Genomic DNA, 15,965 nt, shown 5'->3' on the forward strand with positions numbered 1-15,965 from the left:
TTTGATTAGATGTGAGAACCCAATCTTACTACTTTTTATGTTTCTGGGAAAACTTTTACCCCACTATCTACATATAAGTATCTCGTTAATAAATAGTTGGCTGTTAAACCCAACTCTTGATTCGCATTACTATATAAAATAAAGAGTCAACTAATGGGTACTTGAGCCGACACAAAAGTGCCTCTTGTATTTGATTCTATTTGCCATGTCCCTTTGAGCGAAGAAATCCTATCTTGAATATTTTGCATCCCTTTCCCTTGGGTAGTGTGCGGATTGATTCCTTTCCCATTATCAAATATTTCAAGATGAACATAACCGCCGCTTCTTTGAAGCTTTATTCGAGCTTCGGTGGCATTGGCATGTTTGATTACGTTGTTTATTAATTCTAGACATATGCTATAAAACTCAAACTCCGTTTTATGGTTTAATCTTTCTTCAAGACCAATGTCTAGGTAAAAGGTGGTTCTATTGTTGCGGTTTAGCTTGTCAACAAGTTTTTGTAAACTCAGCCCTAGTCCATCTTTTTCTAAATCTTCCGGTACCAAATTGTGGCTCAAAAATCTGACTCTCTGATGGGCATCTTTGGTCATTTCGACTAGCCCCTCATAAACTTGTCTCTCTTGCGGTGTCAATCCTTCGGGATTGAAAGAAGAAAGCGTCCAACGCATAGCAGAGAGGGTTCCGCCTAGGGAATCATGTAAATCTGCGGCAACTCTTTTTCGCTCCAAGGTTTGTCCGCGCAATAGTGCTTCAGAAATTTCCTTATTTTGTGATTTGAGGGTAAAAATTAGTTCCTCCTGAGTTTGAACTTTTTCTTCTCGTGTACGGCGGTAATCATCTGCTAAAGCCCAAGTAAAAAACATCATTTCGAGCATACTGCCTATGTGCATTGCATTAGCCACAAATACATTAGGAGATAGATAGCTCAAGGTCCATAGCAATATGACCATTATACCTATAAAATAGGCGAGTGTACCAAATAGGTAATAAATCGCCGAATGATTTCCTCTTTTATAACTTACAATGCAGGCAATAGATACTAAACAAAAAAAGATGACAATGAGAGCGCAAGAGTAAACGTTTGGGCTCATTAAGTCAGGTTTTATAACAATCCAAAAACTTAATACAATAGATAAAATCCCATCCAACATCAACAATCTATAAAGAATAGGAGCTAAGGCCCTTAGACGCAAAGCATGCGCATAAAACAGTGCTCCCAATACACAACTTAAAGCGACGGCTATTATGATGCTATATCTTTTTATCCAATCGTTGTGTTCCCATAAGAGAGAGTCAATGATTCCATAGCCTCCCACCACAGCAACCAGCAGGTAGCCTGTTAAGAATAGTACATATAATAGAAAATTTCGCTCTTTAGTAACCAACAAAAAAATTAGTTGTACTATAATCATACAGATTACAAACCCCAAATGCCAGCTCCAAAACCAGAGTTCATCAAAATAAGATTCGTAAAAAAGATGGGTTTCTAAAATTTCAAATTGAAGTTTTTTAGCATCTGCGCTATAGAAGTGGATATATACTGTATATACTTGACCAGGTATGAGGTCTAAAGGAAAAGCGCATTGATGAACATTTATATTTCGCTGATACCCTGGAAATGTTTCCTTCAACGTCTTGCGTGTTACGACTCCTGAAGTCTCATTCAATAAATAAACTCTGAGCTCATCTACCATAGGGTAGCTATTATGCAAAACCCAACTGACAGATTGATTGGTTTTTTTGCAAACTTTAAACTTAATCCAGAACAAACTTTCTACAAAACCAAAATCGGGGGAATGGCTTGCCGCACTTTGGAAAGCCAAGGTGGTATCCAGCAGTATATTTTTGAGCTGCAGTTGTTGGGTAGTATCTTCTAAATATTGAATTTTGTCATTTCCCCAAATATTTATCTTTTTCGTGTTTTCATCAAGATAGATTACTGAGTTAGTTTGAGCCAATCCTATGAGGCTAAAACATATCCCAAAAACAATAATAGTAATGAATCTGACTCCGAAATTTTGCATTGTACGAGGAAAAACACGCCAAAATAACGGTTTAATTACAAAAATAAAAAGGGCACTCGTAGGAGTGCCCTTTTTTAGTATATGACTATATATAAATTAGTCAAGAATTTCAGTCACCTGACCAGCACCAACAGTACGGCCACCTTCACGAATCGCGAAACGAAGACCTTTTTCCATTGCGATTTGGTTGATAAGATCAACTTCGATAGTCAAGTTATCACCAGGCATAACCATTTCCACACCTGCAGGCAAAGTAATAATACCTGTTACGTCAGTAGTACGGAAATAGAATTGAGGGCGATAGTTGTTAAAGAATGGAGTGTGACGACCACCTTCTTCTTTTGACAAGATATAAACCTCAGCTTTGAATTTAGCGTGTGGTTTTACTGAACCTGGCTTACAAATAACCATACCACGACGGATATCTGATTTTTCAATACCACGGAGCAACAAACCAACGTTGTCACCTGCTTCACCACGGTCAAGGATTTTGCGGAACATCTCAACCCCTGTTACGGTAGATTTGAGGTTCTCAGCACCCATACCAAGGATTTCAACAGGCTCACCTGAGTTGATGATACCACGCTCGATACGACCAGTGGCTACAGTACCACGACCAGTGATAGTGAATACGTCTTCAACAGGCATCAAGAATGGCTTATCTGTATCACGAGCAGGAGTAGGAATCCAGCTATCAACAGCGTCCATCAATTCTTCGATAGTTTTTACCCATTTAGCATCGCCGTTCAAACCACCAAGAGCAGAACCTTGAATTACTGGGATATTATCACCGTCAAACTCATAGAAAGACAACAATTCACGAATTTCCATTTCAACAAGCTCCAACAACTCTGGGTCGTCTACCATGTCTACTTTGTTCATGAAAACCACCAATTGAGGTACACCTACCTGACGAGCCAAAAGGATGTGCTCGCGAGTTTGAGGCATAGGACCATCAGTAGCAGCTACAACAAGGATGGCACCGTCCATTTGGGCAGCACCCGTTACCATGTTTTTAACGTAGTCAGCGTGACCAGGACAGTCTACGTGAGCATAGTGACGGTTAGTAGTTTGATATTCTACGTGAGCCGTGTTAATAGTAATACCGCGCTCTTTTTCTTCAGGTGCGTTATCAATTTGAGAGAAATCTTTCTTTTCTGCCAAACCTTTTTCTGCGAGTACCTTTGTGATAGCAGCAGTCAATGTCGTTTTACCGTGGTCAACGTGACCGATAGTACCTACGTTTACGTGGGGTTTTGACCGGTCGAATTGTTCTTTTGCCATTGCTTTATTAACTAAAAATTGGTTTTTTATTTATTATGGAATTACAGAGAAAAACTTGCACATCCAGAGCCGTTACGGGGATTTGAACCCCGGACCTCTTCCTTACCAAGGAAGTGCTCTACCACTGAGCTATAACGGCTTTTCAACAAAAAAGTTAATTGCTAACAGTCAATAGTTATTAGTTTTAAAAAAATGTTTTCTAAATAACCATCAACAAGTAACAATTAACTTGAAAGAGAGCGGGAGACGGGGCTCGAACCCGCCACCTGAAGCTTGGAAGGCTACCGCTCTACCAAATGAGCTACTCCCGCATTTTAGTTGTTATTTGTCAGTCAATAGTCAAACAAGATGCTTACTCTAAACTGCAAACTTTTACTAAAAGTGGGGGCGGATGGATTCGAACCACCGAAGGTATAAACCAGCAGATTTACAGTCTGCCCCATTTGGCCACTCTGGTACACCCCCATTGTATTTTTCAAAAAACGCCCAAAACCTTATCTGTTCAGATTTTGGAGTCGCAAATGTACAAGCTTTTGTTTATAATTCAAATTTTTAAAGAAAAAAATATTCAAGAATAATAAAAAAAATAGTGAGTCAAAAAGTAAAGGGCGATCCTATTACTATCTAACTCACTAATTTTAAGGATTATAGACGAATACCAAAGCTCAAAACGCGAACCGCTGGACCTTTGTTGGTTTGATATAATTCACCTAAATCATATTGCATGAAAAGATCAGGGAAGTGTCTAATGCCTAGCTCGGCACCTAATCCATATCTAAAATCATTGAGGTGATAGTTTGAATGATTTCTTTCAGAGCGCCCTTTTCTAGCTTCTTGCACTTTGGTGTAGCTAGAAATACGATACCCACCGTAGACGCCAAAACTTAAATAAGAGATGATACCACGGTGAATGGCAAGGGTAGGCATCAAAGACAAATCAATGTACGCAGCCGTTAGTTTTGTTTTATATACGTCGTTAGTCAAAGCTGGAAAGGCTACCGTTTGCATGTCTTTGCGGACAGTATTATTGCCATCAAACATAAAGTTATACCAAGAGACATCTATTCCCAAGTCCAAACCCAACGACGCGTCTTTGCCTCGACTTATAGCAGCACCTCTTACCCAACTCAAACTCACAAAGCGCGAACCCCAAGGCTGTAGGTCATAGTCTGCCGATTGATAGCTCAGAGGATTGTTCTGTCCATAAGTGTTAAGCCCCACTAATACATCAAACCCATTACGAGGACTTCGATACCGACGGGTTACTTTACGGGTTACACTATTATCGTCATTGTTGTTATCATTTTTGGAGCTATTATCTTCTTTCTCTTTAGAAACACTAGCTGAAGGTTCATTGATGGTAATCTTTACTTCGCCATCTTTCCGGCTTATTACCAACACCGTATCTTTGAGGTATTTGCGTCCGTTTTGTTCATTGATGTAGATATAGGTCTCTTTATCACTGGAATCAAGAGCAGCTCCCATATCTCTCACAATTTTGTTAAGGTCATACTGGCGTAGGCTCAAAATACCGTCTTTGTCTTTAGCTTGAATAATAAGACGCGTATTGTTCCCAAACTGTACAATGAGCGAATCGCCTTGCTGTGTGTATTTTTCGGCGTGTACAACAAAGGCCGAAATGGCAAAGAATAAGGTAAGCATTAACTTTTTCATGGCTGTGTTTAATTGATTATGATGGTACTTTTTCATTGTTTAATTTTCATTTTTGCCAGTGGCTTTGGCTAGTACTTTGTTTGGATTAAATCCCACCTCTTCCCAATCTACTTTTTCACCATTTTTGGCATTTTTGAGCTGCTGCCATACTTTTGTCATTCGGGTTGACTTACGAGGTTTGTTCAACAGATTTTCACCAAAATCTTCATTGTCAGATTTTTGTTTTTCTACATTATCAGCGCTTTGTTTTTCTACGTTTGATTCAACTTGAGCCGAAGCCACCAAAGACTGTTTTAGTTCTGGAAGCTGTAATACCACTGTTTTCGTCACTGGTTGATTAGAAGTAGGACTATTTTGGGCAATTAATTGAGGTTGTTCAACTTTGGTAGGAGCGATATTAACATTCTCACGCTCAGGTGTCTTATTTTCATTAACTGCTACCTCTTGGGAAGATTGTAGTGCCAACGATTCTAAGATAGTAGGTTCAGATTGTCGAGCATCTTTCTGGGGAACAGAAGACCTAATATTTCTTTTTTCTACTTCTTTATCCGTTGGCTCTTTTGGGATTTCGGCCAACGCCGCGATAGCGTCGGTATCGGTAGAAGAGGGTATTTTGTTAGACTCACCTAGAGGTATAGTCTGCTTTTGTGGAGGCATTGACTTATTTGTCTCTTTATGAGCTACTGTCAAATCAGGCGATTGATTAAGACTCCATATCACCCAGCCAGCCACAAGCACTAACGACACGCCAGCAGCAGCCAGCCAAGGGCCTTGTTGCCACCATCCGCCAATGCGTCGCTGTTTGGTCTGCATACGCATTTGAAGCTTATCCCAAGCCTCAGGTCGAGGTTTAATTTCGACTTCTTTTAGCTTTTCAGCAAAAAACTTGTCTGTAGGGTGCTTTTTCATGTTTTTTTATTTTTTTAGGCGATTTACTACTTCTGTAGTGGTTCGACTTAGATTTTCTGCTTCTTTTACCATTTCCTGCAACAAAGCCCTTGCCCTGTGCAATTGAGACTTGGAAGTACTTTCTGTGATTCCGAGTTGCTCAGCGATTTCGGCATGAGAGAACCCTTCTATGGCATACAAATTAAATACGGTACGGTATCCAGTAGGAAGTTTTCCGATGATTGCCATCAAATCATCCGCTTCTAGGTTTGCATCCGCCCAATCATAATTGGAAAGTTGCTGAGCTTCGGGAGCGTCAATATCGATTTCTATGTGGCGTTTCGTGCGTAAATACATCAGGGCTTCGTTTGTCATCAACCGCCGCATCCATCCTTCAAAACTTCCTTCTCCCTTGAATTGGTCTATTTTCTCAAAAATTCTCATAAACCCCTCTATCATTACATCTTCCGCTTCCATTTTATCATTGATATACCTGACACAAACCGCCAACAACCTCGCCGAGTATTTTTCATACAAATGGCGTTGTGCTTTGGTATCTCCCTTTTGCAAGGATTTGACCAATTGGGCTTCGCTCGTGAACAGTTGTAAAATTTTTACCATAACTAGGCTGTTTCAATAGGTAGATGCAAGTGATTGGCACAAAGGTTGCATAGATTTAAAAAAATTTTTTCTAGTTCCAACCGTTATTTTACAAAGTACGTCATAGGTTAAGTTTTCACTCAAACCAAACGGCCTTATGACTACTCTTTTTAGAACAGCATCAATCATGAAAACCTCTTCTTTTTTTCAAAGCTTATTTGTCATTGCAGCGACTTTATTGCTACTCTGGGCAGCAATAGGGTGTAGTTCTGGTGGCCCAGCCCCTAGTGGTGTAGAAGTGACGATTTCTGGTGACTTTGCCAGCCGCACGGATGACTTTGCCTTTGATTTTTTTAAGAAACTTAATGAAGGAGAAAAACCGGAAAAAAATGTTTTTGTTTCGCCTTTAAGTTTACATATGGCATTGGGCATGCTTGTCAACGGTGCTAATGGCAAAACTGCGGAAGAAATTCAACAAACTTTAAAATTGAACGGCATATCATTGACTGACGCCAACGCTACTTATCAAAAACTAATTGAAGGATTGCCAAAAGCAGATCCCAAAGTGACACTGGGATTAGCAAACTCTGTGTGGAATCGAGATTCGTTTCAGCCCGAAACTGATTTTATCAATATCCTAAAACAATCTTTCCAAGCCGAAGCTTCTTCTTTTAGCGGTTCTGATGCTACTCCCCTAAATAATTGGGCTAGTGATAAAACCAACGGCAAAATCAAAAAAGTGTTGGATAAAATAGAGCCTCAAATGGTATTGTTTTTGATGAATGCTCTTTATTTCAAAGGAGATTGGAAAACGAGTTTTGATACCCAAAAAACGTCAGATTATCCTTTTCAGCTTAGCACAAGCCAAACAAAGCAAGTCAAAATGATGCAGATGAAAGATAAAATTTCGTTTGCCAATCGTGAGGGATATTTTGCCTACGAACTTCCTTATGGCAATGGTCAATATGCCATGACGGTGATGGTACCTACCGGAAACACAGATATCAATAGCCTTATCTCAAAACTTTCACCTACGGAATGGTCGGATTTGCAAAAAAGTTTGAAAGAAGTAAATAATCTACAAATCGGTCTTCCGCGTTTCACTTTAGAATATGAAGTTTATCTTAACGAAGTCCTAAAAAAAATGGGTATGCCTACGGCTTTTTCGGATGATGCCGATTTAACAAAAATCAACAAAGCAGGCAATCTCAAAGTAGGATTTGTAAAACAAAACACTTATGTTGGAGTAGATGAAAAAGGTACAGAAGCAGCGGCTGTCACTACGATTGGAGTAGAGTTGACATCTGTTCCCCAAACTTATTATGCAGACCGTCCCTTTGTTATTGTTATAAATGAAAAAAGCTCTAATACTGTTCTTTTTATGGGAAAAATAGTAAACCCATAAATATTCAAAATAGTAATAGAGTAATGGAAGGAGGCATTTGAGTGCCTCCTTTATTTTTTAGCGCGGAACAAATAGCACGGCATCAGCCACTACGATTCCATGGGCTTTAAGATTGGTAATTTCGACAAAATTATCAGCCCCTCTCTCCAGCACAAAAGAGCCCAACTTTATCCAATCATTGATTTGATTTTGAGACACAATCATTTCTTCTGTTACTTTACTGCCAGCTTTAATTCTGATTAGCGTTTTAGCAGTTTTGGTTTGGTCAGCTTCCGCTCCGGGGTTTCCTCCACCGCCTGTGGGATTGGGATTATACACATATATGTCATAGGTGGCTCTTTGTAAAATATCGGGCGTAAAACGCACAGTGGCTAGGTCTTTTGTTTTAGGGGTATTAATCAACTGCGACGCTGCATATTTTCCTCCCGTAGTGATTTTTTGCCAATTACCTTGTAGAGAAATATTTTGGGGAGTTACGTCATTATCAAGCAAAATCTCCGCTTGACTTCCATCCATGAGCGGATTGGTACGCAAAGTACCTCGGAGTTGAGAGATGTTTATTTCTTGCACCGCTTTCTTATTATCAATGGCCATTGTGGCGGCTACCGCCGCCGCTTGCGCCAAAGCCATAAAAACAGGCTCCATTCGAATAGAACCATAAGCAATATGACTCGCTGACAAGCAAACTGGCACAAGTAAATTTTGGCATTCTGCTTTTTTGGGCACTAATGAACGATAGCTAATGGGGTAGGGGGGAAAGCCTCCTACTTGCACATCTCCTTCATTTTTTACTTCTAGTTTTCCGGTCCTGGGATTTTTCACTAATATCCGTTGGCAGTTGTGAGAATCCATTGTATAAGCAGCAAGCCCGATTCCATCCTGCACCACTTCACGGCCTTCGCAATTGTGCTGAGTCATTACATATTCTCCGACCAATCGACGGGCTTCTCTTATATACAACTGATGGCTAAAATGATCGTTGTCCAAATATTCGTCTTTAGGATAGCCCCATTCGAGCATTTGCTGCCGAAGGTGGCTAGGTACACGAGGGTCGTGCCCTACGAAATATAGGAAGCCCTTGGTGTAGTCTTCATGTGCTTGAATGATTTTCTTACGGGTCTCATAGTCTGCTTCTGCATAGTTATGATTAGCGCCAATCATATCGGTCGATAAGCCACCTTTGTTGTTAATGTCTGTTTTAGAATTAGGCATATCCGCAATATGCATTACCCCCCAATTGATATGAGTAGGCTTTTCAATAGCAATTTGCCTCAGCAATAATTCGTATTTTGTTGAATCATAATGGGCTGGGCGAGTAATCGGAATACGATTAGTGGGGTTGTTGGTAAGACACAGTCTAAAATTATAGGCTTGAACCAGTTTATCACCCGTTCCATTAGGAGCTAAAGCATCAGTAGAAATCCCCCAAAGCAATCCGCTTGAGGGGTCATTGGGGGTTTTATAGGGATCGATTCCGTCTGGAAATTGATGTTTGTCGAGGAGCTGTACCCCATTCCATGTTTCATTATACTCACTATTGGCTTCTCGCCCTACGATATAACTAACCCCCGCTTTGGCCATTAAATCTCCTTCGTAAGTACAATCAATATACATCTTAGCTTTTACTAGTTTTCTAGCACCTATGTTATTGGAGGATTCAACAGCAATTTCTTGAATGACGCCCTGTTTTTTGTTGACCGACAGCAAACGGTGTTCGTACCAAACCACAATCCCGGCCTCTTTTACATAATTCTTAAATAAGTTTTCGGCCACATGAGGCTCAAAAGTCCATTGTTCAAACTTGCCATAATGCCGCCCAATCTTTCGATAAAACTCTCTAGCGATTCCCGTAATGGCATATTTATTACCAATATCTGTTTGGCCCAATCCGCCTGCACTCAGCCCTCCCAAATGTTTGCTAGGCTCTATCAGAAGTACAGATTTGCCAGCTTTTTTGGCGGTGTAAGCAGTTATTACTCCAGCAGATGTTCCTCCATATACACATATATCATAGACTTGCGCCAAAGTCAAGAATGGCGTGGCTAATAAAAGGACAACTCCTAAGGCATATTTTTTCATTGTATAAGGGGTTTCTAATAACCAAGTTATATTCTTTCAAAAATACGATATGGCTACATAACTCAAGCAACATCTTCCGTAGATTTGCGTTTTAGTTAATGCAAACTATAAAGTTGATTTATGAAAATACGATTTGTATGTTTTTTGTGTCTTTGTGTCATCACAGCCAATGCGCAAAGAGTAGAATGGGGATTAAAAGCGGGACTGCAGCTTTCCCAATTTAGAGGAGAAGATTTTTTGGCCCGCCGAAGTGTCTCTAGTTTGTCTACACCAGAAACCATTCGTTCTAGTGGCAAAATGACATTTGGGTATGCGGTAGGAGGCTATGTTCGTACATTAGAAGATGTATTTTTACAAGGAGAATTGTTGCTATCCGTAAAAGGAGCCGAACTAGAAAGTTCAAATAGCAGTAACCTAACCAACCTTCAGTATGGCCAAATAGACATTCCTTTGTCAATTGGTTATCAAAAAAATCGTTTTGAAATCAGTGCTGGACCCATGCTTTCATTCAAAGCATTTGATGATGGGAACCTCAAAGAATTTCTTTCTCAATATTCTAACTCTCCCCTTACTTTTTCACCTTATCGTCCTTTCACTTTAGGATACCAAGGAGGAGTAGGATTTAAAGCCAACAAATTAAAATTGGGATTGAGATATTTAGGCAGTATCCAGGGAGTAAGCGATATGTACATTGCCTATAATGTACCAGGCGATCCACAATTGAGAGATAGTCGATTTTTTCAAAAGTTTGGAGTTTTACAACTTACGGCGGCTTATCAATTGAGCAAATAACTTTCTAGCTGCGAAAGACTCAGCCATCTTGCCACAATTTTCTTTTGGCGGTCGAGCAGATATAGCGTAGGATAATGATAAACACCGAGTTTGTCGAATTCAATCTTTCGAGAAGCATCTCGTACATTGACAAACGTTTCGGTTCTAAAATCTTTGATAAATTCCTTCCAAGTCTTTTCTTCGGCGTCCAAACTGACGGCAAATACTTTTAATTTTTCAGGATATTGTTTTGCCAATTTTGTCAGTTTGGGCGTTTGTTCTCTACAATGACTACAGCCTGGATCATAAAAAAATAAAAGAGTGTAGTCACTATTTATTTCATTCAACGCAATTTGGCGATTGAGGGTATCTACTAAAATCAATTCGGGAAAAGTCTTATTGAGACTCACTCTATCCTTTATTTGCTTTATTTCCTTTACTTTTTGAAGTGTACTTGCATCCCAAAGTGATGGCTCATGGGTTACATATTTCTCTATGATGTAACTGTAAAGAGAATCCAAGGCAGCCGTAGAAGCAAATTCTGTATCATTAGCAACTTTTCCAACTACAAACTTCCTCAACTCGACCGTACCTTGAGTTTGCCCAATGACGTTTTCAATGGTTTTTATAAGTTCTGAAGAAGGTAATTTTTCTATATTTTTCCAAAAACGCGTAATCCGAGCTGGCACCGTAGGGGTATAAATCATTCTTTCGTCTGATAAAAAAGAATTTTCAAAATAATGTGCTCGAATATAGGACTGTAAATACAAGGAATCTTTGGCGGTCCATTTTTTTATGGGCAAAATAGGACGTTTAGGTTCTTGATAACTTTTAAGGAAGCGTATCACAAACGATTCGGGCTGTTTAACATACAATGAGTCCACGTAATATTTTATTTCTTCGTTTAACTCTTCAAAGCGAGCTTTCCAACGCGGGTCATTATCATCTTTGATATTGGTTTGTTTACGAAAAATTAGCGCTTTTTGATAGCGTACTCGAACTTGACGTTGATAGTCAAAAAACTGAGTATTTTCGGTAGAGTTTTGAAAGCGGATTGTCCCAATAACATCTTTTATATCAGCTTCAAACGAAAAACGTTGCGAATCGGCCACCACTATGTCAAGCCCTCGTCCAATTCCTATTATACGACACATTCCAGCAGGTATAGTATGTGTATCTTCCCAGACAAAGCGACCATCTTGTCCTACTACTGCCGTATCTATAGGCATCAATTCTCCGCCAAAATGCTGTGCCAAAATAAGCCTCATAGGAGTAGCATTATGCAATTTTCCTTCTATCCGAAAACCGTTTTGTGCTAGGGCAGATTTCACAAGAATCATTAGGAGAAACCCCACAAAGTGTATCGCTTTAAACATGCTATTTTGCCTTTTCAAAAGGCAGGGGCAAATCTCATGCCATAAAAAACCCCTATCAGGCGCAAAACCATGATAGGGGTAAAAAAATCATTAAGATAATTTCTTAGTTTTTATTGGCGCCTCCTTGCTGAGCAGGACGGGTCTGTTGGTTTTGTTGGGCTTCACGCATGGGATTGCTGCCACCACCTCGCTGAAAACCGCCTCCTTTAAACAACTGAAAACGCGTAGGCTGTGCTGGCTGACGTGGGAAATGATTGCTCTCCTCATCAATATCAGCGATTTCGCGATAAGGATCCAAGGTCCATTGCACTACTTTCTTCTTCGTCGTCACCACCTTCGATACCTGCTGGTCGTTCAAACGCCATATCTCCGCTGGAAAACGAGCCACCGAATCCGTTCCGTCTTCAAACTGCATCTTCACTATCACAGGCATGGGCAAACCACCTTTGTTTTTGACTTTCAAAGTATAAAAATTCAAGCCTGATTCTACCAATTTACGCTCGTCGGGCGAAAGACTTGCCAGATAAGCTTCGTATTTCTTTTTGTCGGTGTCGGTTACTTTGTAAGGGTCGTAGGTATTATAAAAATCTTTCATGTCAGGATTTTTTTCTACCACCGACTCTTTGATGTAATCTTTGTCGCGCTGACGAGCCACGGTGTTGCGTTTTTCGTCAGCTTGTTTTTTAGCTTCGGCTTTGTTGAGGTCAGGATTTTGGGTATCTACCGCAAACCATTCTACTTCCACTAAGTCTTGGTCCACGGGCTCCACTCCATAAAACCAACCTTTCCAGAACCAATCCAAATCCACTCCAGAGGCATCTTCCATAGTACGGAAGAAATCAGCAGGAGTAGGATTTTTGAAAGCCCAACGGCGGCTATATTCTTTGAAAGCATAGTCAAACAATTCACGCCCCATTACTGTTTCGCGTAGAATATTCAACGCAGTGGCAGGTTTTGCGTAGGCATTGGGGCCATACATCATGATATTGTCGGAACTTGTCATGATAGGCACCAGGTTTTTGGTGTCTTGCTTCATGTATTCCACAATATCTTGAGGTTCACCACGGCGCGCTGGGAAATCTCTATCCCACTCTTTTTCGGTGAGATATTGTACAAAAGTATTTAATCCTTCATCCATCCAGCCCCATTGACGTTCATCAGAATTGACAATCATAGGGAAGAAATTGTGGCCCACTTCGTGAATAATCACCCCAATCATTCCAAATTTCGTGCCTTCCGAATAAGTCCCGTCAGGGTCGGGACGGCCACCATTAAACGAAATCATTGGATATTCCATCCCACCATTGACATGGCAAGAGTAGCATACAGGATAGGGATAATCAATAGAAAATTTAGAGTATGTTTTAATGGTATGAGCAATGACCATTGTCGAATATTGTCCCCATAGCGGATTTCCCTCTTTAGAATAAAGCGACATACACATCACTTTCTTGCCAGCCTGCTCTACTTGCATCGCATCCCAGATAAATTTGCGGCTACTAGCAAATGCAAAGTCACGGACATTATCAGCTTTGAAAATCCACGTTTTCTTGCCCGTAGGCTTGCCCTTCTCCGCTTTTTCTGCTTCTTCTTGGCTCACAATTAATACTGGACGAGTAGCGGTTTTTGCTTTCTCCATGCGCTTTTGCTGCTCAGGCGTCAGCACTTGTGCCATATTTTGAATTTCGCCCGTTGCCCCCACGATATGGTCATTGGGGACGGTAATAGCAACTTTATAATTTCCAAAAGTCAAGGTAAACTCCCCTTGCCCTAAAAACTGCTTATGCTGCCATCCGTTTACATCATCATACACACACATACGCGGAAACCAGTGCGCAATGAAGTAATTGGTGTTGCCATCTTTTGGGAAAAACTCATACCCTGCACGTCCATAATATTCGTTGATGAAATAATTCCAATCTACCGAAAAAGCATATGATTGCCCTGTTTTGATACCTACCGGTAGCTCCACTCTCATCATGGTATTGTTGATGGTATAAGGGAGTGGTTTGCCTGTTTTAGCATCTTTGACCGAAGTAATTTTAAAATCATAGTCTTTATCTCCCGTAATGCTACTACGTACCGAGCTTGGTGCGTTTAGACCACGCACGGCATTGGACGACATTTGGGGCTGGATGCTATTGTGCTGTGAAAGCGCATTAATAGAACCCTTCGCAAACAAGTTTTGGTCAAGCTGCAACCATACATATTTCAGCTCATCGGGCGAATAATTATGATAAGTAATGGTTTCGCTTCCGGTGATTTTACGTTGTTCGTCATCTAGTTCTGCTTTGATATCATAGTCAGCACGTTGCTGCCAAAAGTCTTTCCCAGGAGCACCCGATGCTGTACGCGTCGTGTTGGGAGTAGGCAGGGTCGCTCCAAGTTGTTCAAAGCGGTCGTTGGCATGATAGTTACCTGCTGGAGGCTGTGCTAGCAGGCCGCCTCCTGTAAGCATGAGCCAATAAAAGATAAACTGTTTTCTCATTTGATATTTGGTTTGTTGGATTGGTGTAAAAATACTTTAATAATAAATAAAGACCTTTTAAGGCGCGACATTTAGCACTTTTTTAGCGACGTCATTCTACCGACATCCCCATCATAGTACGGAAAAGCTCATTGTTTAAGATAAGCGAAAGTGCCATTCCTGCCACGATACCCGATATAAGATGATTCCAAGTGAGACGTTTTACTCTTAAAACCTCCACAAAAAGCGAGGCAATCCCCAAGGCAATGGCAACAATTAGCAACTGTCCCAATTCCAAACCCAGATTAAACGCAAACAAAGGCATTACGATACTTTCTTGTTCGCCCAATAAACTCCGCAAGTAATTGGAAAAGCCCATTCCGTGAATTAAACCAAAAGATACCGCTAGTATGTACCGCAATTTGGGGGATTTTGCTTCTCCTTGATTAGTTTCGGAAAAATTAGAAAGCGCTGTAATAAAAATAGTTATAGGAATCAACAACTCTATTACATCCGAACTGTAAGTGATAAGCTTGAGCGTAGCCAACGCAAGCGTGACCGAATGCCCTAATGTAAAGGCCGTAATCAGAATCAGCACTTTTTTCCAATCACGAAAAGCATAAATGGCGCAAAGTGCAACTACAAACAAAATGTGGTCATAACCATTCGGATCGGTGATGTGTTCAAAACCAAGTTGTAAATACGCTTGAAATTCAGACATGGAGTGGGAGAGAGGTGAGGTGAATTTTCTTAATTATTATCAAAATAGAACGCCTTAATCAGCCAAAACATAAATACTATCGGTATTGCGGCCATAGCCGTCATAATCAAGCCCATAGCCTACCACAAAACGATTTTCTATTTCAAAACCTACGTATTTAACGCTAAGAGGGGTTTTGAGGGCAGCGGGTTTAAAAAGTAAAGTCGCAACCTGAATAGAGTCTGGTTTGTGAATAGACAGCTGAAACAATAACTTATTCATTGTCAATCCCGTATCGACAATGTCTTCTACAATAATCACGTGTCGATTCTGGATTGGTTCTTTTAATCCCAGCACTTCAGTAAGCTCACCCGTAGAAGTAGTTTTGGAGTAAGAAGAAACCCGCACAAACGTAATTTCACATGGGATTGAAACGTTTTTCATAAGGTCTGATGCAAACATAAAAGCACCATTGAGGACTACAATGAATAAAGGGTTTTTATGTCGGTAATCTTCACTAATTTCGCGACTAAGTTGAGCTATTCGCGTTTCTATTTGGTGTTTGTCGATAAACAAAACAAATTTTTTGTCTTTGACCGTCAGCATGATTTGAAAAATATTAAAAAATCCTTAAAAAAACAGAAGGCACACAAACTGTTCTCAAGAATTGTTCGTTAGTATGACACAGCAAAGATAA

The 15,965-nt window shown here is 40.3% G+C and carries 12 protein-coding genes and 3 tRNA genes; 2 read left to right on the top strand and 13 right to left on the bottom strand.

Going from position 1 to position 15,965, the window contains the following annotated elements; all coding sequences use genetic code 11:
* Positions 1 to 146 precede the first annotated feature (146 nt).
* The 8 genes from P1X15_RS28850 to P1X15_RS28885 form a co-directional block, all read right to left on the bottom strand.
* Complete coding sequence (locus tag P1X15_RS28850) at positions 147 to 2,024, bottom strand: 7TM diverse intracellular signaling domain-containing protein (RefSeq protein WP_277341601.1); 1,878 nt, start codon at positions 2,022 to 2,024, stop codon at positions 147 to 149.
* A 96-nt stretch (positions 2,025 to 2,120) separates the two neighbouring features.
* Positions 2,121 to 3,308, bottom strand: coding sequence for an elongation factor Tu (gene tuf, locus P1X15_RS28855; protein WP_028664239.1), 1,188 nt, complete (start codon positions 3,306 to 3,308; stop codon positions 2,121 to 2,123).
* Positions 3,309 to 3,375: 67 nt separating this feature from the next.
* Positions 3,376 to 3,447 (bottom strand) — tRNA-Thr (locus P1X15_RS28860).
* Positions 3,448 to 3,546: 99 nt separating this feature from the next.
* A tRNA-Gly gene (locus P1X15_RS28865) sits at positions 3,547 to 3,619 on the bottom strand.
* A gap of 71 nt (positions 3,620 to 3,690) precedes the next feature.
* Positions 3,691 to 3,773 (bottom strand) — tRNA-Tyr (locus P1X15_RS28870).
* Between the two features lie 180 nt (positions 3,774 to 3,953).
* Entirely contained in the window at positions 3,954 to 4,982 is a 1,029-nt protein-coding gene (locus tag P1X15_RS28875) for an outer membrane beta-barrel protein (RefSeq protein WP_277341602.1), read from the bottom strand.
* 39 nt (positions 4,983 to 5,021) lie between these two features.
* Positions 5,022 to 5,891, bottom strand: a complete 870-nt coding sequence (locus tag P1X15_RS28880) for a hypothetical protein (RefSeq protein ID WP_277341603.1) — start codon at positions 5,889 to 5,891, stop codon at positions 5,022 to 5,024.
* Positions 5,892 to 5,897: 6 nt separating this feature from the next.
* Positions 5,898 to 6,491, bottom strand: coding sequence for an RNA polymerase sigma factor (locus P1X15_RS28885; protein ID WP_277341604.1), 594 nt, complete (start codon positions 6,489 to 6,491; stop codon positions 5,898 to 5,900).
* Positions 6,492 to 6,657: 166 nt separating this feature from the next.
* Between P1X15_RS28885 and P1X15_RS28890 the strand changes: the two genes are divergently transcribed.
* Positions 6,658 to 7,875, top strand: a complete 1,218-nt coding sequence (locus tag P1X15_RS28890) for a serpin family protein (RefSeq protein ID WP_277341605.1) — start codon at positions 6,658 to 6,660, stop codon at positions 7,873 to 7,875.
* Between the two features lie 57 nt (positions 7,876 to 7,932).
* Here the strand turns inward: P1X15_RS28890 and P1X15_RS28895 are convergent, their stop codons facing one another.
* Entirely contained in the window at positions 7,933 to 9,954 is a 2,022-nt protein-coding gene (locus P1X15_RS28895; RefSeq protein ID WP_277341606.1) for an FAD-dependent oxidoreductase, read from the bottom strand.
* A 120-nt stretch (positions 9,955 to 10,074) separates the two neighbouring features.
* On the opposite strand from P1X15_RS28895, the gene P1X15_RS28900 reads away from it, so the two are divergent.
* On the top strand, positions 10,075 to 10,746 hold the full coding sequence (locus P1X15_RS28900; RefSeq protein WP_277341607.1) for a hypothetical protein: 672 nt from the start codon (positions 10,075 to 10,077) through the stop codon (positions 10,744 to 10,746).
* Here P1X15_RS28900 and P1X15_RS28905 read toward each other — a convergent pair.
* The 4 genes from P1X15_RS28905 to hpt all read right to left on the bottom strand — a co-directional run bounded on the left by P1X15_RS28905 (position 10,731) and on the right by hpt (position 15,874).
* On the bottom strand, positions 10,731 to 12,101 hold the full coding sequence (locus P1X15_RS28905; protein WP_277341608.1) for a thioredoxin-like domain-containing protein: 1,371 nt from the start codon (positions 12,099 to 12,101) through the stop codon (positions 10,731 to 10,733). The genes P1X15_RS28900 and P1X15_RS28905 overlap by 16 nt on opposite strands.
* A 103-nt stretch (positions 12,102 to 12,204) precedes the next feature.
* The gene (locus tag P1X15_RS28910) at positions 12,205 to 14,589 is read right to left on the bottom strand and encodes a M1 family metallopeptidase (protein ID WP_277341609.1); all 2,385 of its coding nucleotides are present in this window, start codon (positions 14,587 to 14,589) and stop codon (positions 12,205 to 12,207) included.
* Between the two features lie 91 nt (positions 14,590 to 14,680).
* Entirely contained in the window at positions 14,681 to 15,289 is a 609-nt protein-coding gene (locus P1X15_RS28915; protein WP_277341610.1) for a HupE/UreJ family protein, read from the bottom strand.
* Positions 15,290 to 15,343: 54 nt separating this feature from the next.
* Complete coding sequence (gene hpt, locus P1X15_RS28920) at positions 15,344 to 15,874, bottom strand: hypoxanthine phosphoribosyltransferase (RefSeq protein WP_277341611.1); 531 nt, start codon at positions 15,872 to 15,874, stop codon at positions 15,344 to 15,346.
* Positions 15,875 to 15,965: the final 91 nt, after the last annotated feature.

This window comes from Runella sp. MFBS21, assembly GCF_029433105.1.
In the GTDB taxonomy this organism is placed as follows: domain Bacteria; phylum Bacteroidota; class Bacteroidia; order Cytophagales; family Spirosomataceae; genus Runella.